Source organism: Streptomyces sp. VNUA24 (assembly GCF_029167005.1).
In the GTDB taxonomy this organism is placed as follows: Bacteria; Actinomycetota; Actinomycetes; order Streptomycetales; family Streptomycetaceae; genus Streptomyces; species Streptomyces scabiei.
In genome coordinates, this window is record NZ_CP119143.1 from 4,999,470 (window position 1) to 5,017,475 (window position 18,006).

The window sequence follows — 18,006 nt, forward strand, 5'->3', positions numbered from 1 at the left end:
GCCCCGGAGCCCCGGGCCCTACTTGTCGATGTCCCCGACCACGAAGAACAGCGAGCCCAGGATCGCCACCATGTCGGCCACCAGGGTGCCCGGCAGCAGTTCGGTGAGGGCCTGGATGTTGTTGTACGAGGCGGAGCGGAGCTTGAGGCGGTACGGGGTCTTCTCGCCCTTGCTGACGAGGTAGTAGCCGTTGATGCCGAGGGGGTTCTCGGTCCAGGCGTAGGTGTGGCCCTCGGGCGCCTTGAGGACCTTCGGCAGCCGCTGGTTGATCGGGCCGGGCGGCAGGTCGGCGATCCGGTCGAGGCAGGCGTCGGCGAGGGCGAGGGCGTTGTGGGTCTGCTCCAGCAGGCACTCGAAGCGGGCGAGGCAGTCGCCCTCCTGGCGCGTGACGACCTTCAGGACGTCCTGGAGTTCGCCGTACGCCAGGTACGGCTCGTCGCGCCGCAGGTCGAGGTCGACGCCGGAGGCACGGGCGATCGGGCCGCTGACACCGTACGCGTGCACCGCCTCCGGGGAGAGGACGCCCACGTCACGGGTGCGGCCCCGGAAGATCTCGTTGCCGAGGACCAGGTCGTCGAAGACGCCCATCCGGGAGCGGACGTCCGCGACCGCCGTACGCGCGCGTGCCGTCCAGCCCGCCGGGAGGTCCTCCTTGAGGCCCCCGACGCGGTTGAACATGTAGTGCATGCGCCCGCCGGAGACCTCCTCCATGACGTTCTGCAGCTCCTCGCGCTCCCGGAACGCGTAGAAGACCGGGGTGATGCCGCCCAGCTCCAGCGGGTAGGAACCGAGGAACATCAGGTGGTTCAGGACCCGGTTCAGCTCGGCGAGGAGCGTACGCGTCCAGACCGCGCGCTCGGGCACCTCCATGCCGAGCATGCGTTCGACACCGAGGACGACGCCGAGCTCGTTGGAGAAGGCGGAGAGCCAGTCGTGGCGGTTGGCGAGCATGATGATCTGGCGGTAGTCGCGCGCCTCGAACAGCTTCTCCGCGCCCCGGTGCATATAGCCGATGACCGGCTCGGCGTGCTGGATGCGCTCGCCGTCGAGGACGAGCCGCAGCCGCAGCACACCGTGGGTGGACGGATGCTGCGGGCCGATGTTGAGCACCATGTCCGTGCTCTCGGCGGCACCGCCGATGCCGACCGTCGTCTCTCGGGTCTCCGTCGGGGGAGTCATGGACACAGTCTGTCGTACGTACGCTGGCGCAATGGAGACGGGGACCTTGGAGGACGGCGCCGGTCGCGCGGACGGCGAACCGGTCTGGACGGGACTGCCGCGCGGGCTGCTGCGGATGAGGCGGCTGTTGCTGGTGGTGTGGCTGGTACCGCTCACGATCGCCGCGGCCGTGCTGCCGGGGTGGCTGGCGGGCCCGGCCTGGGCGGCGTTCGCGCTGCTGCCGCTGGGCGCGCTGCTGTGGGGCTGGCCGATGATCGGCCGCAACTGGCGGTCCTGGCGGTACGCCGAACGCGCTGACGACCTGCTGATCAGCCGGGGAGTGCTCTGGCGGGAGGAGACCGTGGTGCCGTACGGGCGCATGCAGCTGGTCGAGGTGACCTCGGGGCCGGTGGAACGGCACTTCGGCCTGGCGAGCGTCCAGCTGCACACGGCCGCGGCCGCCTCGGACGCCCGTATACCGGGCCTCGAACCGGCCGAGGCCGAACGCCTGCGCGATCATCTGACCCAGCTGGGCGAGGCCCGATCGGCGGGGCTGTGACGGTGCCGGCGCGGGACGCGCACGAGACGCCCCGTGCCGACCGGCCGGAGGACGGGGCGGAGGACGCCGGTGGGGCGGCGGGTACCGGGGACGGCGGGGAGGTCATGGAGCCGACCGGCGGGGGTGGCGTGGACGGGGCGCCGGCGGTCGTCGAGCACCGGCTGCATCCGGTGACGCCGCTGCGGCGGGCCTGGGCGCCCGTGGCGGTGCTGATCGGCTGGGCCGTGCACAATCCGGACGGGGCACAGCGCAACCTGATGCGGCTCGACACCACGACCCTGCTGATCGCGCTCGGCGTGTTCATCCCGGCCGCCGCCCTCTACGGTTTCCTGACCTGGTGGTTCACCCACTTCGCGGTGACCGACAGCGAACTGCGCATCCGTACGGGCCTGTTGTTCCGCCGCACCGCCCACATCCGCCTCGAACGCATTCAGGCCATCGACGTCACCCGCCCGCTGCTGGCCCGGATCGCGGGGGTGGCCAAGCTCAAGCTGGACGTCGTCGGCACCGACAAGAAGGACGAGCTGGCCTACCTCGGCGAGGCGCACGCCGGCGCGCTGCGGGCCGAACTCCTCGCCCGGGCCGCCGGTTTCGCGCCGGAGACCGCGCACGAGGTCGGCGAGGCTCCCGTGCGGCAGCTGCTCAGGGTCCCGGCGGGCGTGCTGGCCATGTCCCTCGTCCTGACCGGCGCCACCTGGGGGTCCCTGGTGGCCGCGGTCGTCGTGCCGTCCGTGCTGTGGTTCGCCACGGAGAGCGTGTGGACGGTCCTCGCGACCGCGCTGCCGCTGCTCGGCGCGGCCGGGGCGAGCAGTGTGGGGCGGTTCGTCGGGGAGTACGACTGGACGGTCGGCGACTCCCCCGACGGGCTCCGCATCGACCACGGGCTGCTCGACCGGGCCCACGAGACGGTGCCGCCCGGCCGCGTGCAGACCGTCCGGGTCGTCGAGCCGCTGCTGTGGCGGCGCCGCGGATGGGTCCGGGTCGAGCTGGACGTGGCCGGCTCCTCGAACTCCGTGCTCGTGCCGGTCGCGCCGCGCGAGGTGGCCGAGGCGGTGATCGCGCACGTGCTGCCCGGGGTGAGGGTCCCGGACGCGGTGGCCCTCGTCCGCCCGCCGGGCCGGGCCCGGTGGTGCGTGCCGTTCTGGTGGCGGGGATACGGACTCGCCGTCGGCGACGCGGTGTTCGCGGCGCGGCACGGGCTGCTGCGGCGCCGGCTCGACCTCGTGCCGCACGCGAAGGTGCAGAGCGTACGGCTGTCGCAGGGGCCCTGGCAGCGGTGCCGAGGGCTCGCCGACGTCCACGTCGACACCGGCGCCTCCAAGACCGTGACCGCGCGGCTGCGGGACGCGGGCGAGGCGGCGGAGCTGCTGCGGTCCCAGGCGGAACGATCCCGCACGGGGCGGCGGGAGGCCCTGCCGGACCGGTGGATGGCCTGAGGCCGGGACGGGGGGCGGACGAACACGTGGGGCGCCCGGCGGCTGATGCCGGGCGCCCCACGGGACCTGTGCCGCGACGCGGTCGCTGGTCTTTCGTCGCTGGTCGCTGGTCGCTGGTCGCTAGGAGGCCGCGGTGCGCAGGCCCGTCAGGTCGATCTGCTCCGTCTCGTCGTGGGCCGTGAGGTCGATGACCTGGCCGACACCGCGGGACGCCTCGTCGGCCTGCTTGAACCGGGCCTCGGACTCGGCCTTGTGGAGCGCGAGGGCCTCCTGGCCGACCACGTCGGCGAGGTCCTCGTTCTGCACGGCCTCCAGGGCGTCCGCGCCCTTCTGCGTACCGAAGAAGTCGAACCCGCCCTCGACGGCGGCCCTCCGCTGCGGCGTGGCCGGCACGACGGCCACGGCGGTGGGCACCGTGAAGTGACCGGCCGGCGGGAGCGCGGGCAGGGCCCGCCCCGACGGCTCCACCCGCGTCAGCTCCCCCGCCCCCGTCGAGGGGGCCGGAGCGGTGACCGCGGGTACGGGGTCGGCGGCCGCGCGTTCGTGTCCGCGGACCGCCACGGACTTCCCCGTCGCGTCGTCCTCCTCCGCCGTGAGCACCGCGGCGGTGTCCTGCGCCGGCTCGGCGGAACGTCCCTGCCGGGTCCCTCCGTCGGTCGGCCCGTCCGGATCGCCCTTCGGCGAGGGCCCCTTGGGCGAACCGCCCTTCGGCTCCCGGTCCTTGGCGGGCGCGTCACCGGCCGCCCCGCCCGACGCGATAGCGCCGGCGCCGGCCTCCGCGTCGTCGGCGGGGGCGGACCCGGCCTCCTGCTCGGGCTCGGCGGCGGTCTCCCCTGCGGCAGGGGCGTCTTCGGCCTCCGCGTCAGCGGGTGCTTCCGTCTCGTTCGAGGGCTGGACGGCTGAGGGCTCGGGCTCGGTGACGGCCTCGGGCTCGGTGACGGCCTCGGGTTCGCTGGCGGCCTCGGGCTCAGGCTCGGTCATGTCCGCGGCCTCGGCCTCGGCGTCGGCCACAGCCTCCTCGTCGCCCTCGGGCACGCTCTCGGCCTCGCCGACGGTCTCCGCACCCTCTTCCCGGTCCTCGGCCGAGCTTCGCTGGGTAATGACCCGGTCCAGCGCCGAGTTGGCGCGCAGGAAGAGCCCGGACCCGGACGGCGCGAACACCGGGACGCTCGCCGCCTCCTCCCCGGTGCCTTCGACAGCCCCTTCCCGGGACTCGGAGTCCGCCTCGTCCGCCCCGGCGGCGTTCAGCGCATCCTCGTCGGCCGACGCGATCCCGGCGGCCTCGTCGCCGCCGTCCGCCGCGGCCCCGCCGTCCGCCGCGTCCCCGTCGGCCGCCGAACCGTCCGCATCCGCTCCGGCCGGGGCAGCCACAGCCCCGTCCTGCGCCGCGTCCTCCGACGCCCCCGACTTCGCGGCCTTCGCGGCCCTGGCCGCCTCCACCGCTTCCGCCGCCTTCGCGGCGGCCTTGGAGGCCGTCTCCCACGAGGCCCACGGCGCCCCCGCCGCCGGAACGCCCTGCGGTGGCACCGGCGATGCCTTGGCCGCCGGACGTGCCTTGTCCTTGTCGCTCCCGCCCGCGTCCTCACCCGCACCGGCCGCCGCCAGCTCCCGCGCCTCCTCCGGGGCGGTCGCCTCGATCTCCAGCAGGCGGCGGCCCTCCAGGGCGCTGGCCCGCTCGGTCTCGGCGGTGGCGTAGCGGCGCAGCAGCGCGGCGTGTTCGTTGCGCAGGCCCGCGAGTTCGGTGCGCTTGGCGCGGAGCTTGTGCTCCAGCTTGGTCCGCAGCTCGCGCGACTCGTCGAGGTCGGTCTCCAGCTCGGCGACCCGCTCCTCGTGACGCCACTCGTCACTCGCCCGCGCGCGCGTGAGGTCGGCGACGCGTTTGCCCGCCTCGACGTCCCAGCGGCGCATGACCGCCGCGCCCACGGCCGCGGTCGCCGCCGCGACGGCGGCGGTGACCCGGAGCACGGACGGCTCGGAGAACACCCAGGGCCCGAGGGCGCAGACGAGCGAGACGCCGGCGATAGCCGTGGGGGGCAGCAGCCTGTGCAGAGGAGGTGAATGGCGGTGACGTCCACGTGGCATGGCCAGAAACTTACCGCGCGTAGGCGAATGATGGTGGCCCGGGCCGTAAAAACTCAGCCGCCCCTCTCAGCTCTCACAAGCCCTCACAAGCTCCCTCACCGCCGGTGCACCAATGCGCCCACCGGCAACTCCTCTGTTGGATCAACCTCATTGAATCCGCATACGTCTTGGCCACATCCGACTCTCCCCTCCGGCCGCTGAATTCCGTCGAATTGCCGGCGCTCCCGCCGCCCCCTCCGCACACCGGCCCGCACGCCCCTCACCGGTCGCTCAGCCGCCCGCTCATCCACTGCAGAGTCGCCGGGATCTCCCGCCGCCACGTGTTGAAGTTGTGTCCGCCGCTGTCGAGGATGATCGACGAGATCCGTGTCGGCTGCTTCTTCTCCGCCAACGCGATGAACTCCGACGTGGCCCTGAAGTCGGTCTCTCCCTGTTTGCTGCTGGTGACCAGCAGAGAGGTGTCGGGCGCCGGCCTGTGCCGGAGATACCAGAAGAGATCCGCCTCGTTCCGCAGTGTCTTGTCGCCGTGGAAGAGATCACCGGTCGTCGGGTCGTGCGGGGCCGTGTAGTACGGCGAGAGGCCCGCCCCGGCGGCGTACACCCGGGGGTGGTGCATGGCCAGTTTCAGCGCACAGTAGCCGCCGGTCGAGTCACCGACGATTCCCCAGCTGCCGGGCTTCCTGCCGACCCTGTAGTGGTGTCCCACCGCGTCCGGCAGGTCCCGGGCGAAGAACGACTCGGCCGGCGGTCCGCCGGGGACGTCCACGCACTCGGTGTCGCGCGGCGGTGCCACGGTGGGCCGCAGCATGACCAGGATCATCGGCTGGGCGGCGCCCTCGCCGGCCAGCCCGTGGGCCGTCCGCGGATAGTGGAGGCCCTTGACGAGCGCCTCGGCGGTGCCGGGGTAGCCGGTGAGGACCACGACGGCCGGAAAGGTCCGGGTGCGGTACCGGGCCTGGAAGTACTCCGGCGGCAGATACACGTAGGCGGGGGCGGCGATCCGGGTCGTACGGCCGACGATCTCGACCTTCTGGATCTGGCCGCCGACCTGGGGGCGTTCGCCCCCGGTCACGTCCACCGGCCGGGAGCCGACGACCCGCAACGGACCGCCGCCGGTGCCGGCGCCGTCGTGGTCGACGACCACCCCCTGGCCGGTCTCCCGGCCGAGGAGGTCGGCCCAGCTGGCGTAGAACCCGAACGCCTGGTTCGCGACGAGGCCGACACAGGCGAAGAGGGCGATCTGCGTGGCCAGCAGCGCGGCGATCCGGCCCCCGACCGCGCGCCAGCCGCGCCGGGCCAGTCTGGGCCACAGCCACACCGTGCCGACGAACAGCAGCACGGCGGACAGAACCGCCAGGACCAGCACGTTGTTGCTCGTAAGACCCATCGGGTTGTCCCCTGCCGACCTTTCTTTCCTTACCTTTGGCTTTCCTTGGGTTCAGCTTTCCGTTGGAGAGTGAACCTCCCTCGCCACGGCACCGTCCTAGAGGGCGCAATGTCGCCGGATGCCGGAAAGGCACCGGATCCAAGCTCACTCGCGGAACAATGGGATGCGATGTCTGTCAGGACAGATGGGGAAAAGTCGGGCGAGGTTCCGGTTCGTCCGGACCGCCTCCCGGTGAGCGCCGTCGGGCGCGGATACGGCGCCGTGCGCGGCGCGCTGCGCGGGCCGCGCCCCGAGGCCGTGCCCGCCCTGGTCGCCCGGGCCTGCACGCTGGTCGGGCTGGTGGACATCGCCGCGGGTGTGTTCCCGCGCTTCCGCTACAGCCGGATGCACGCCCTGGCCGAGGTGCTCCCCGGCGCCCTCGGCCCGTTCGCGGCGGCCCTCTCCCTGAGCGTGGGCGTCCTGCTCCTCCTGCTCGCCCACGGCCTGCGCCGGCGCAAGCGGCGGGCCTGGCGCGCGGCCGTGGTCCTGCTGCCGGCCGGGGCGATCGCCCAGTTCACCTACCGTCACTCGCTCGTCGGCGTCCTCGTCTCGGTCGCGCTGCTCGTCCCGCTCCTGCGTCACCGCGAGGAGTTCCGCGCCCTGCCCGACCCGACCAGCCGCTGGCGGGCCCTGGCCAACTTCGTGCTGATGGGAGCGGGTTCGATCCTCCTCGGCCTGCTCGTCGTCAGCGCCCACCCGCATCGCATGGTCGGCGACCCGAGCCTCGCCGACCGGCTGGAACACGTCATCTACGGCCTGTTCGGCTTCGAGGGCCCGGTCGGCTATCTCGGCAACACCTCCTGGACGGTGGCCTTCTCGCTCGGCGCCCTCGGCCTGCTGACCGCGATCACCACCGTCTACCTGGCCTTCCGCCCCGAACACCCGGCGGCCCGCCTCACCGACGACGACGAGGCCCGGCTGCGCGCCCTGCTGGACCGGCACGGCGGCCGCGACTCGCTCGGCCACTTCGCGCTCCGCCGCGACAAGGCGGTCGTCTTCTCCCCCAGCGGCAAGGCGGCGGTCACCTACCGCGTGGTCTCCGGGGTGATGCTGGCCAGCGGCGACCCGATCGGCGACGTCGAGGCATGGCCCGGCGCGATCGAACGGTTCATGGACGAGGCCAAGGCCCACTCCTGGACCCCGGCCGTCATGGGCTGCTCGGAGACGGGCGCCGAGGTGTGGACCCGCGAGACCGGTCTCGACGCCCTCGAACTGGGCGACGAGGCGGTGGTGGACGTCGCGGATTTCTCCCTCGCCGGACGCGCGATGCGCAACGTGCGTCAAATGGTGAAGCGCATCGAGCGGCTCGGTTACGAGACCCGGGTCCGGCGCGTCCGTGACCTCGGCGAGGGCGAGCTGGAGCGGATCCGGCGCGCCGCCGAGGACTGGCGCGGCACCGACACCGAGCGGGGCTTCTCCATGGCGCTCGGCCGCGTCGGCGACCCGGCCGACGGAGACTGCCTCATCGCCACCGCCCACCGGGCCGACGAGACCCCCGGGGCGTACGGCGACCTGAAGGCCGTACTCCACTTCGTGCCGTGGGGCCCCGACGGCGCTTCCCTGGACCTGATGCGCCGCGACCGCTCGGCGGACCCCGGCATGAACGAACTCCTCATCGTCGCGGCCCTCCAGGCGGCCCCCCGCATGGGCGTCGAGCGGGTGTCCCTGAACTTCGCGATGTTCCGCTCGGCCCTGGCACGCGGCGAGAAGATCGGCGCGGGCCCGGTGCTGCGCGCGTGGCGCGGACTGCTGGTCTTCCTGTCCCGCTGGTTCCAGATCGAGTCCCTGTACAAGTTCAACGCGAAGTTCCGCCCCCGCTGGGAGCCGCGCTTCGTCGTCTACGCCGCCTCCCGCGACCTGCCCCGCATCGGCCTCGCCGCGATGCAGGCCGAGGGCTTCGTCCACCTCGCCCTCCCCCGCTTCCTGCGCCTGCGCGCGAAGGCCCACCGGCCGTGCGCCCACACGGTGGCGGAGCGCGGCATGGGCGAACAGAACGTACGGGCGGCCTAGGCCCGTGCCGGCGGACCCGGACGCACGAGCGGAGCCGGACGCGCGAGCGGGACCGGACGGTTTCGGCTCGGGTCGGGGCCGCCGGCGCCCTGGGCCTAGGCTTGACGCATGAGCATGCAGAACGGGCGCGGCCGGGTGGCCGGAATGCCCGTGTGGGACCGGTGCGCGGTCATGGGGGTCGTCAACGTCACCCCCGACTCGTTCTCCGACGGCGGCCGCTGGTTCGACACCACGGTGGCCGTCAAGCACGGCCTGGACCTGGTCGCGGAGGGCGCGGACCTGGTGGACGTGGGCGGAGAGTCGACCCGCCCCGGCGCGGCCCGGGTCGACGAGGCGGAGGAGCTCCGCAGGGTCGTCCCGGTCGTCAGGGGCCTGGCCTCCGAGGGCGTGACCGTCTCCGTGGACACCATGCGCGCCTCCGTCGCCGAACAGGCGCTCGCCGCCGGCGCCGCCCTCGTCAACGACGTCAGCGGCGGCCTCGCCGACCCCGCGATGATCCCGGTGGTCGCCGACGCGGGCGCCCCCTTCGTGGTGATGCACTGGCGCGGCTTCCTGGAGGGCGGCAACGTCCGCGGCGTCTACGAGGACGTCGTCGCCGAGGTGACGCGGGAGCTGCACGCGCGCGTGGAGGCCGTCCTGGAGGGCGGTGTCCGCGCGGACCGCGTCGTCGTCGACCCGGGCCTCGGGTTCTCCAAGGACGCCGAGCACGACCTCTCCCTCCTCGCCCACCTCGACCGGCTGCTCGGCCTCGGTCACCCCCTGCTGGTGGCCGCGTCCCGCAAGCGGTTCCTCGGCCGGGTGCTGGCGGGCCCGGAGGGCGCCCCGCCGCCGGCGCGCGAGCGGGACGCCGCGACCGCCGCCGTGTCGGCCCTGGCCGCCCGGCAGGGCGCCTGGGCGGTCCGGGTGCACGAGGTCCGCGCCACCGCCGACGCGGTCCGCGTGGCCCGCGCCGTCGAAGGGGCCCGGGAGCGGTGAGCGCTCCCCACACCGACGTCGAACAGGTCGAACTCGCCAACCGGGCCTTCTACGAGGCCATGGAACAGGGCGACTTCGAGACGCTCTCCTCGCTCTGGCTGGTCCCGGCCGACGTGGGCGTGGACGAGGAGTACCACGACCCCGCCGAGACGGGCGTGATCTCCTGCGTGCACCCGGGCTGGCCGGTGCTGACCGGGCGCGGCGAGGTGCTGCGGTCGTACGCGCTGATCATGGCGAACACGGAGTACATCCAGTTCTTCCTCACCGACGTGCATGTGTCGGTCACCGGGGACACCGCGCTCGTCACCTGCACCGAGAACATCCTCAGCGGCGGTCCGGCGCCGGACGGCAGTGACGAGCTGGGGCCGCTCGTGGGCCAGCTGGTGGTGGCCACGAACGTGTTCCGGCGCACGTCCGACGGCTGGAAGCTCTGGTCGCACCACGGCTCCCCGGTGCTGACCGAAACCGATGAGGACGAGAGCGAGGACACACCCTCCTGACGGGGTAGGCGGTCCACCCGGGTCCACGTGCGTGAGCGTTGTCGGCGCTCGCAGGTAGATTCGAAGGTGGCCGGTGTGCCGACCGCGTACGGACGACACGGACGAGGCGGGTGGCACCGGCCGTTCCCGACGACTGCAGGAGTGATTCGCGTGGATCGTGTCGCGCTGCGTGGCCTCAGGGCCCGTGGACACCACGGGGTGTTCCCGCACGAGCGCGAGGAGGGCCAGACCTTCGTGGTGGACCTCACGCTCGGCCTGGACACCCGGCCCGCCGCCGCCGACGACGACCTGGCGAAGACCGTGCACTACGGGATCGTGGCGGAGGAGGTCGTCGCCCTCGTGGAGGGCGAGCCGGTGAACCTCATCGAGACGCTCGCCGAGCGCATCGCCCAGGCCTGCCTCGCGCACGAGGGGGTCCAGGAGGTCGAGGTCGCCGTGCACAAGCCGAACGCGCCGATCACCGTCCCCTTCGACGACGTGACCGTCACCATCACCCGGAGCCGAGCATGACCGCGTCCTTCACCGCGGGTCAGAGCGACCCGACCGTACAGCCGGTGCCCGCCTCCGTCGTGCGCAAGGTGGACGAGGCCGACTCGACCCTGCACAACCCCCGCCGGGCGGTGCTCTCCCTCGGCTCGAACCTGGGCAACCGGCTGGAGAACCTCCAGGGCGCGATCGACGCGCTGGAGGACACGCCGGGCGTCCGCGTCAAGGCCGTCTCGCCGGTGTACGAGACCGAGCCGTGGGGGGTGACGCCGGGCAGCCAGCCCTCGTACTTCAACGCGGTCGTCGTGCTGAAGACCACCCTGCCGCCCTCCTCGCTGCTGGAGCGGGCCCAGGCCGTCGAGGAGGCGTTCCACCGGGTGCGGGACGAGCGCTGGGGGCCGCGCACCCTGGACGTCGACATCGTGGCGTACGCGGACGTCGTCTCCGACGACCCGCTGCTCACCCTGCCGCATCCGCGCGCGCACGAACGGGCCTTCGTCCTCGTCCCCTGGCACGACGTCGACCCCGACGCCCTGCTGACGGGCCGCGGCCCGGTCGCCGCGCTGCTCGACGGTGTCGCCCACGACGGCGTGACGCCCCGCGCCGACCTGGAACTCCACCTGCCCGCGTAGTCGTTAAGGTCTACCGGGTCGGGACATCCCCGACGCCGCCGCATCGGGCTCGTCGAAGGGGCATCGTGAAAGAGCTGCGCATCAGGACGCTGGCCGCGGTGTTCGTCGTGGCGGGGGTGCTGTCCTGGGCCGGGGCCCGGCTGTGGAACTCGCTGGACACGCTGCCGAGCGTCCCGCTGGCCGCGCCCATCGTGCTCGCCCTGATCGCCGCCGTCCTGACGGCCACCGCGCTGTCCCTGCGCAACCGGCTCAAGGCCCAGCGCGAGCGCCGGCCGGGCGCCAAGGGCGTGGAGCCCCTGATGGCCGCCCGCGCGGTCGTCTTCGGTCAGGCCAGCGCCCTCGTGGCCGCCCTCGTCGCCGGGATGTACGGCGGGGTCGGGATCTTCCTCCTGGAGTCCCTGGACGTCCCGGCCCGTCGCGACCAGGCCATCTACGCCGGGTTCTCGGTCCTCGCGGGCATCGCCGTCATAGTGGCCGCCTTCTTCCTGGAACGCGTCTGCAAGCTCCCGGAGGACGACGACACGGGCGGCGGCGCGGCCCGGGCGACGTAGAGCGGCCCGCCCCCGAAGGGCCCGCGGGTCAGCGGGCCATGATCAGGCTCATCGCCTCGTTACGGGTGGCCGCGTCCCGCAGCTGGCCGCGCACGGCCGACGTGATGGTCTTGGCGCCGGGCTTGCGGATGCCCCGCATCGACATGCACATGTGCTCGCACTCCACGACCACGATCACCCCGCGCGGCTCCAGGATCTCCATCAGCGAGTCGGCGATCTGCGTCGTCATCCGCTCCTGCACCTGCGGCCGCCGGGCGTAGACGTCCACGAGCCGGGCCAGCTTCGACAGACCGGTGATCTTTCCGCTGGTGGACGGGATGTACCCGACGTGCGCGACACCGCGGAAGGGCACCAGGTGATGCTCGCAGGTGCTGTACACCTCGATGTCCTTCACGAGCACCATCTCGTCGTGCCCGAGGTCGAAGGTCGTGGTCAGCACGTCCTCCGGCTGCTGCCACAGCCCCGCGAAGATCTCCTGGTACGCCCGCGCCACCCGCGCCGGCGTCTCCTTGAGCCCCTCCCGGTCGGGATCCTCGCCGACCGCGATCAGCAGCTCCCGTACGGCGTTCTCGGCGCGCTTCTCGTCGAACTCGCCGATGGCGCCGCCACCGTCCAGCGTCACGGGGTCGGTCATGCTGTGCCTCGCTCCTGGGCCGAGCCTGAGACGCGCACGGCCACGCCTCTCATTTTTCGGCCATGTTCCGGTTATACGAAAATGCCGTGCCCCCCAGGCTAGAACCTGGGGGGCACGGCATCCATTCCGGGCCTGGTGAGGAATCCGGGCCGGAAGCCGGGGCTCCCGGTGGCCGGTTCTCACCGGGTGGTGGTCAGCTCTCCGCGTTCTCCTCCGGAGCCGCGTCGACGGGCGCCTTGGTGGTGATCGCCAGCGTCGCGCCGTTCGCGCCGTTCGTCAGGGCCAGCTCCCGGGGGGAGAGCACCGGCGGACGGGTGGAGGGGGTGCGGCGGGAGGAGCCGGTCCACGCGGGCCGGGGCGGACGCTTGACGATGGGGGCGAAGATCTCGGCGATCTGCTCCTTGCCCAGCGTCTCCTTCTCCAGCAGCTGGAGCACCAGGTTGTCGAGGACGTCGCGGTTCTCGACCAGGATCTCCCAGGCCTCGTTGTGCGCGTTCTCGATGAGCTTCTTGACCTCTTCGTCCACCAGCGCGGCGACCTCTTCCGAGTAGTCGCGCTGGTGAGCCATCTCACGTCCGAGGAACGGCTCGCTGTTGTCGCCGCCGAACTTGATGGCACCGAGACGCTCGGTCATGCCGTACTGGGTGACCATCGCACGGGCCAGGCTGGTGGCCTTCTCGATGTCGTTCGACGCACCGGTGGTCGGGTCGTGGAAGACCAGTTCCTCCGCGGCACGGCCACCCATCATGTAGCCGAGCTGGTCGAGCATCTCGTTGCGGGTGGTCGAGTACTTGTCCTCGTCCGGCAGGACCATCGTGTACCCGAGGGCACGGCCCCGGGACAGGATGGTGATCTTGTGGACGGGGTCGGAGTTCGGCGAGGCCGCCGCGACCAGGGCGTGACCGCCCTCGTGGTACGCGGTGATCTTCTTCTCCTTGTCCGACATGATCCGGGTCCGCTTCTGCGGGCCCGCGATCACGCGGTCGATCGCCTCGTCCAGCATGTGGTTGTCGATCAGCTTCTGGTCGCTGCGGGCCGTCAGGAGCGCGGCCTCGTTCAGGACGTTGGACAGATCGGCACCCGTCATGCCGGGGGTGCGGCGGGCGACGGCGCCGAGGTCGACGTCGGGCGCGACCGGCTTGCCCTTCTGGTGGACCTTGAGGATCTCCAGACGGCCCTGCATGTCCGGGCGGTCGACGGCGATCTGACGGTCGAAGCGGCCCGGGCGCAGCAGCGCCGGGTCGAGGATGTCCGGGCGGTTCGTGGCGGCGATGAGGATCACACCGCCCTTGACGTCGAAGCCGTCCATCTCGACGAGCAGCTGGTTCAGCGTCTGCTCGCGCTCGTCGTGACCACCGCCGAGGCCGGCGCCGCGGTGGCGGCCGACCGCGTCGATCTCGTCGACGAAGACGATCGCCGGGGCGTTCGCCTTGGCCTGCTCGAAGAGGTCACGGACCCGGGAGGCACCGACACCGACGAACATCTCGACGAAGTCGGAACCGGAGATCGAGTAGAAGGGGACGCCCGCCTCACCGGCGACGGCACGCGCCAGCAGCGTCTTGCCCGTACCGGGCGGGCCGTAGAGCAGCACACCCTTGGGGATCTTGGCGCCGACGGCCTGGAACTTGGCCGGCTCCTGCAGGAACTCCTTGATCTCGTGGAGCTCCTCGACGGCCTCGTCCGCACCGGCGACGTCCGCGAACGTCGTCTTCGGGGTGTCCTTGGTGATGAGCTTGGCCTTGGACTTCCCGAAGTTCATGACCCGGGAGCCGCCGCCCTGCATCTGGTTCATCAGGAACAGGAACACGACGACGATCAGGACGAAGGGGAGCAGGGACAGCAGGATGCCGACGAAAGCGTTCTGCTTGGTCGGGGAGACCGTGTAGCCGTCGGGGATCTGCTTGTTCTGGAACTTGTCCTGCAGGGTGTTGGCGAGGGTGACGCCCTGGTCGCCGATGTAGCTCGCCTGGATCTTCGAGCTGTCCTCGATCTTCTGACCGTCCTTGAGCTGCACCTTGATGAGCTGCTCTTCGCCGGTGGTCAGCTTGGCTTCTTTGACCTTGTTGTCATTGATCGCCTGGACCACCTGGCCGGTGTCCACCGTCTTGTAGCCGCCGGACGAGCCGACGACCTGCATCAACACGACCACGGCAAGGACGGCCAGCACGATCCACATGACTGGCCCACGGAAGTATCGCTTCACGTCCATCCATACGGAGCGGTGCCGCCCCGTCCCTCCTGCCATAGTGAGTTTGATAAAAGACTGTTCTTCGGACGGTACCCCAGCATTGTCACCCGAAGCCGCAGGGGACTGCTGGCAATCCCGTCCTCGCATGCTCCAACGGCGCGAAACCCGCTGGGGTTCCCGAGCGTCTTACGGGGAATGGCCGGAGCCGGTTCAACCGCCGTAGACGTGGGGCGCGAGCGTACCGACGAACGGGAGGTTGCGGTACTTCTCGGCGAAGTCGAGGCCGTAGCCCACGACGAACTCGTTGGGGATGTCGAAGCCGACCCACTCCACGTCGATGGCGACCTTGGCGGCGTCGGGCTTGCGCAGCAGGGTGCAGATCTTCAGGGACTCGGGCTCGCGGGAGCCGAGGTTGGAGATCAGCCAGGACAGGGTCAGGCCCGAGTCGATGATGTCCTCGACGATCAGGACGTGCTTGCCCTTGATGTCGGTGTCGAGGTCCTTGAGGATCCGCACCACACCCGAGGACTGGGTGCCCGCGCCGTAGGAGGACACGGCCATCCAGTCCATGGTGACCGGGGTGGACAGCGCCCGCGCGAGGTCCGCCATGACCATGACCGCGCCCTTGAGCACTCCGACGATCAGCAGGTCCTTGCCCGCGTACTCCGCGTCGATCTTCGACGCCAGCTCGACGAGCTTCGCGTCGATCTCTTCCTTGGTGATGAGCACCTCTTTGAGGTCGGCACCCATGTCTTTCGCGTCCACCCGCATCACTTTCGGTCGGTCGTCCCAGGGCCGCTCCCGGACGCGCGCACCCCGTGCGGGGGGTTCGGGGCCCTGTACGAGGGCCCCTTCGGCGTCCGGATTCAGCCTTGCCGAATCACCAGTCTGCCACCCTGGCGCTGGGCGACGACCCGGCCGGGGAGATTGATGGCCCCCTGACCGCGCCATCCGGTGATGAGCCGGTCGACCTCCTCGATGTGCCGGGCGAAGAGGGAACCGGCCGGGGCACCGGCCTCGATCGCGACCCGGCGCAGGATCCGGCGGCGTACGGCGGGCGGCAGGGCGTAGAGCTTCGCGCACTCCAGCAGGCCCGCGGCGTCCCGGACGCCGGGCTCGGCCTGACGGGCCCAGGTGTCGAGGGCGTCGGCGTCGTCCCGGGACAGCTGGGCCGTACGGGCGAGGGCCTCGACGACGCCCTTGCCGAGCGCCTTCTCCAGGGCGGGCAGGCCCTCGTGGCGGAGCCTGGACCGGGTGTAGGCGGGGTCGGTGTTGTGCGGGTCGTCCCACACGGGCAGCGACTGGACCATGCAGGCCTTGCGGGCGGTCTGCCGGTCGAGCTGCAGGAACGGCCGGCGGTAGCGGCCGTCGGCCCCCGAGACCGCGGCCATGCCGGACAGGGAGCGGATGCCGGAGCCCCGGGCGAGACCGAGCAGGACGGTCTCGGCCTGGTCGTCGCGGGTGTGGCCGAGCAGGACGGCGGCGGCCCCGTGGCGTTCCAGCGCGGCGTCGAGGGCGGCGTAGCGGGCGTCCCGGGCGGCGGCCTCGGGGCCGCCGTCGCGGCCGACGGTCACGGCCACGGACTCGGCGGGGTCCAGACCCAGTTCGCGCAGGCGCAGGACGACTTCCTCGGCGCGCAGGTCGGAGCCGGGCTGCAGGCCGTGGTCGACGGTGATGCCGCCGGCGCGGACGCCCAGCTTGGGCGCCTCGAACGCGAGGGCGGAGGCGAGGGCCATGGAGTCGGCGCCGCCGGAGCACGCCACGAGCACGAGCGGCCGCTCGTCCCCGGTGGTCCCGGGGCGCGGGGCACCCGGGCGCGCGGACGCGCCGCGCCTGACGTCGATGGGCACGACCGCGGGGGGTCCGGCCGCGGGGGGCGCGGACGCCGGTCGTGCGCCCGTGGCCGACGGCGCGCCGGGGGTCGCGCGGGCGGGCGCGTTCGGGGTGGCGTGGCTGTCGAGTTCGGTGAGGAGGTCGTGGAGTACGCGGCGGACCGCCAGGCGTATCGCCGCGACCGCGGGGTGGGGACCCATGTCCGGTTCCCTTCATGAAGTTGTCGGGAGGTGAGCCCGAGTTCGGTCACTCAGCGTGTGTAGATGGTGACAGAACCGGGCCGTTCCCCGAGCATTGCACGCCTACCCTTCGCTCACGGTCCCTCGGACGGGTGATTGGAGGTGCGTTCGCCTGCCGTCGGCCCGTTTCCTTCACCCCGCTCACGCGTGGCTCACGACTCCGCCTTGCGGTGCACCCGGGCGACCCAGTCCGCCGGTTTGGCGATCTCCGCCTTGGTCGGCAGGGTGTTCGGGGAGGTCCACACGCGGTTGAAACCGTCCATGCCGACCTGTTCGACGACCGCCCGTACGAACCGCTCGCCGTCCCGGTACTGCCTGAGCTTGGCGTCCAGGCCGAGCAGCTTGCGCAGGGCCTGGTCCAGGCGGGAGGCGCCCTTGGCGCGCCGTTGCTGGAACTTCTCGCGGATCTCGGCGACCGAGGGCACGACGGCCGGGCCGACGCCGTCCATCACGAAGTCGGCGTGGCCCTCCAGGAGGGACATGACGGCGGTCAGCCGGCCGAGGATCTCGCGCTGCGCGGGGGTCTGCACCAACTCCACGATCGAGTGACCGTCGTCGCCCACCTCTCCCTCGGGTCGGCCACCCGCGAGTGACTGGGCGGCCTCCCGGATGCGCTCCAGGAAGGTCGTGGGGTCGACCTCGGTCTCGGCCAGGAACGACTGGATTTCGCCCTCCAGGTGGTCCCGCAGCCAGGGGACCGCCGTGAACTGGGTCCGGTGGGTCTCCTCGTGCAGGCAGACCCAGAGGCGGAAGTCGTGGGGCCGCACGTCGAGTTCGCGTTCCACGTGGACGATGTTCGGCGCGACGAGGAGCAGCCGGCCACCGCCGTTCTCGCCGGCCGGGAGTTCGCGGGTCGCGGGGGCGAACGTCTCGTACTGGCCGAGGACCCGGGAGGACAGGAACGACAGGAGCATGCCCAACTCGACGCCCGTGACCTTGCCGCCGACCGCGCCGAGGACGGCCCCGCCCGGGGTGCCGCCGCGACGTTCCTGCATCTTCTCCAGCAGCGGTTTCAGCAGTTCCCGGAAGCCGGCCACGTTGGCCCGGACCCAGCCGGGCCGGTCCACGACGAGCACGGGGGTGTCGTCGCCGGTGTCGGGCAGCATCCGCGTGAAGGCGCGGACGTGCTCCTCCGACGCCCTCGCGTGCCGGCGGAGCTCGGCGACGATGGCCCTGGCCTCGTCGCGGCTCACCTCGGGGCCCGGCCGCACGAGCCGGGTCGCGGTCGCCACCGCGAGATTCCAGTCGACCATCTCGGCACCACCGATACGAGTCATGTCGTCAACCGTACGTGAGC

The 18,006-nt window shown here is 72.2% G+C and carries 16 protein-coding genes; 8 read left to right on the forward strand and 8 right to left on the reverse strand.

Annotated features, from left to right (window positions below):
• Positions 1 to 18 precede the first annotated feature (18 nt).
• The gene (locus tag PYR72_RS21230; RefSeq protein WP_275456772.1) at positions 19 to 1,179 is read right to left on the reverse strand and encodes an NADH-quinone oxidoreductase subunit D; all 1,161 of its coding nucleotides are present in this window, start codon (positions 1,177 to 1,179) and stop codon (positions 19 to 21) included.
• Positions 1,180 to 1,210: 31 nt separating this feature from the next.
• On the opposite strand from PYR72_RS21230, the gene PYR72_RS21235 reads away from it, so the two are divergent.
• Both PYR72_RS21235 and PYR72_RS21240 read left to right on the forward strand, forming a co-directional pair.
• Positions 1,211 to 1,717 carry a PH domain-containing protein gene (locus PYR72_RS21235; RefSeq protein ID WP_275456773.1) on the forward strand — a complete coding sequence of 169 codons (507 nt, stop codon included), beginning with the start codon at positions 1,211 to 1,213 and terminating at the stop codon, positions 1,715 to 1,717.
• Positions 1,718 to 1,821: 104 nt separating this feature from the next.
• A complete protein-coding gene (locus PYR72_RS21240; protein ID WP_275460475.1) occupies positions 1,822 to 3,153 on the forward strand; it encodes a PH domain-containing protein in 1,332 nt (443 codons plus the stop codon).
• Positions 3,154 to 3,273: 120 nt separating this feature from the next.
• Here PYR72_RS21240 and PYR72_RS21245 read toward each other — a convergent pair whose 3' ends face one another.
• Together PYR72_RS21245 and PYR72_RS21250 are read right to left on the reverse strand one after the other, a co-directional pair.
• On the reverse strand, positions 3,274 to 5,235 hold the full coding sequence (locus tag PYR72_RS21245) for a hypothetical protein (protein ID WP_275456774.1): 1,962 nt from the start codon (positions 5,233 to 5,235) through the stop codon (positions 3,274 to 3,276).
• 259 nt (positions 5,236 to 5,494) lie between these two features.
• Complete coding sequence (locus PYR72_RS21250) at positions 5,495 to 6,622, reverse strand: alpha/beta hydrolase-fold protein (protein ID WP_275456775.1); 1,128 nt, start codon at positions 6,620 to 6,622, stop codon at positions 5,495 to 5,497.
• Positions 6,623 to 6,790: 168 nt separating this feature from the next.
• On the opposite strand from PYR72_RS21250, the gene PYR72_RS21255 reads away from it, so the two are divergent.
• The 6 genes from PYR72_RS21255 to PYR72_RS21280 all read left to right on the forward strand — a co-directional run bounded on the left by PYR72_RS21255 (position 6,791) and on the right by PYR72_RS21280 (position 11,815).
• Positions 6,791 to 8,671 carry a phosphatidylglycerol lysyltransferase domain-containing protein gene (locus PYR72_RS21255; protein ID WP_275456776.1) on the forward strand — a complete coding sequence of 627 codons (1,881 nt, stop codon included), beginning with the start codon at positions 6,791 to 6,793 and terminating at the stop codon, positions 8,669 to 8,671.
• Between the two features lie 108 nt (positions 8,672 to 8,779).
• Positions 8,780 to 9,646: a dihydropteroate synthase gene (gene folP, locus PYR72_RS21260; RefSeq protein WP_275456777.1), complete on the forward strand. Its 867-nt coding sequence runs from the start codon at positions 8,780 to 8,782 to the stop codon at positions 9,644 to 9,646.
• Positions 9,643 to 10,146 (forward strand): nuclear transport factor 2 family protein, encoded by a 504-nt coding sequence (locus tag PYR72_RS21265; RefSeq protein ID WP_275456778.1) that lies wholly within the window; start codon positions 9,643 to 9,645, stop codon positions 10,144 to 10,146. The genes folP and PYR72_RS21265 overlap by 4 nt, the downstream gene beginning before the upstream one ends.
• Before the next feature lie 150 nt (positions 10,147 to 10,296).
• A complete protein-coding gene (gene folB / locus PYR72_RS21270) occupies positions 10,297 to 10,656 on the forward strand; it encodes a dihydroneopterin aldolase (RefSeq protein WP_275456779.1) in 360 nt (119 codons plus the stop codon).
• Positions 10,653 to 11,264, forward strand: a complete 612-nt coding sequence (folK, locus tag PYR72_RS21275) for a 2-amino-4-hydroxy-6-hydroxymethyldihydropteridine diphosphokinase (protein ID WP_275456780.1) — start codon at positions 10,653 to 10,655, stop codon at positions 11,262 to 11,264. Before folB ends, folK begins: the two co-directional genes overlap by 4 nt.
• A gap of 65 nt (positions 11,265 to 11,329) precedes the next feature.
• A complete protein-coding gene (locus tag PYR72_RS21280) occupies positions 11,330 to 11,815 on the forward strand; it encodes a DUF3180 domain-containing protein (protein ID WP_013001678.1) in 486 nt (161 codons plus the stop codon).
• Positions 11,816 to 11,843: 28 nt separating this feature from the next.
• Here the strand turns inward: PYR72_RS21280 and folE are convergent, their stop codons facing one another.
• The 5 genes from folE to PYR72_RS21305 all read right to left on the reverse strand — a co-directional run bounded on the left by folE (position 11,844) and on the right by PYR72_RS21305 (position 17,986).
• Positions 11,844 to 12,449: a GTP cyclohydrolase I FolE gene (gene folE, locus PYR72_RS21285; protein WP_013001679.1), complete on the reverse strand. Its 606-nt coding sequence runs from the start codon at positions 12,447 to 12,449 to the stop codon at positions 11,844 to 11,846.
• 193 nt (positions 12,450 to 12,642) lie between these two features.
• On the reverse strand, positions 12,643 to 14,658 hold the full coding sequence (ftsH, locus tag PYR72_RS21290; RefSeq protein WP_275460476.1) for an ATP-dependent zinc metalloprotease FtsH: 2,016 nt from the start codon (positions 14,656 to 14,658) through the stop codon (positions 12,643 to 12,645).
• Between the two features lie 189 nt (positions 14,659 to 14,847).
• Positions 14,848 to 15,408 (reverse strand): hypoxanthine phosphoribosyltransferase, encoded by a 561-nt coding sequence (hpt, locus tag PYR72_RS21295; RefSeq protein WP_013001681.1) that lies wholly within the window; start codon positions 15,406 to 15,408, stop codon positions 14,848 to 14,850.
• A 95-nt stretch (positions 15,409 to 15,503) separates the two neighbouring features.
• Positions 15,504 to 16,670, reverse strand: coding sequence for a tRNA lysidine(34) synthetase TilS (tilS, locus tag PYR72_RS21300; protein WP_275456781.1), 1,167 nt, complete (start codon positions 16,668 to 16,670; stop codon positions 15,504 to 15,506).
• Positions 16,671 to 16,861: 191 nt separating this feature from the next.
• Positions 16,862 to 17,986: a zinc-dependent metalloprotease gene (locus PYR72_RS21305; protein ID WP_275456782.1), complete on the reverse strand. Its 1,125-nt coding sequence runs from the start codon at positions 17,984 to 17,986 to the stop codon at positions 16,862 to 16,864.
• Positions 17,987 to 18,006: the final 20 nt, after the last annotated feature.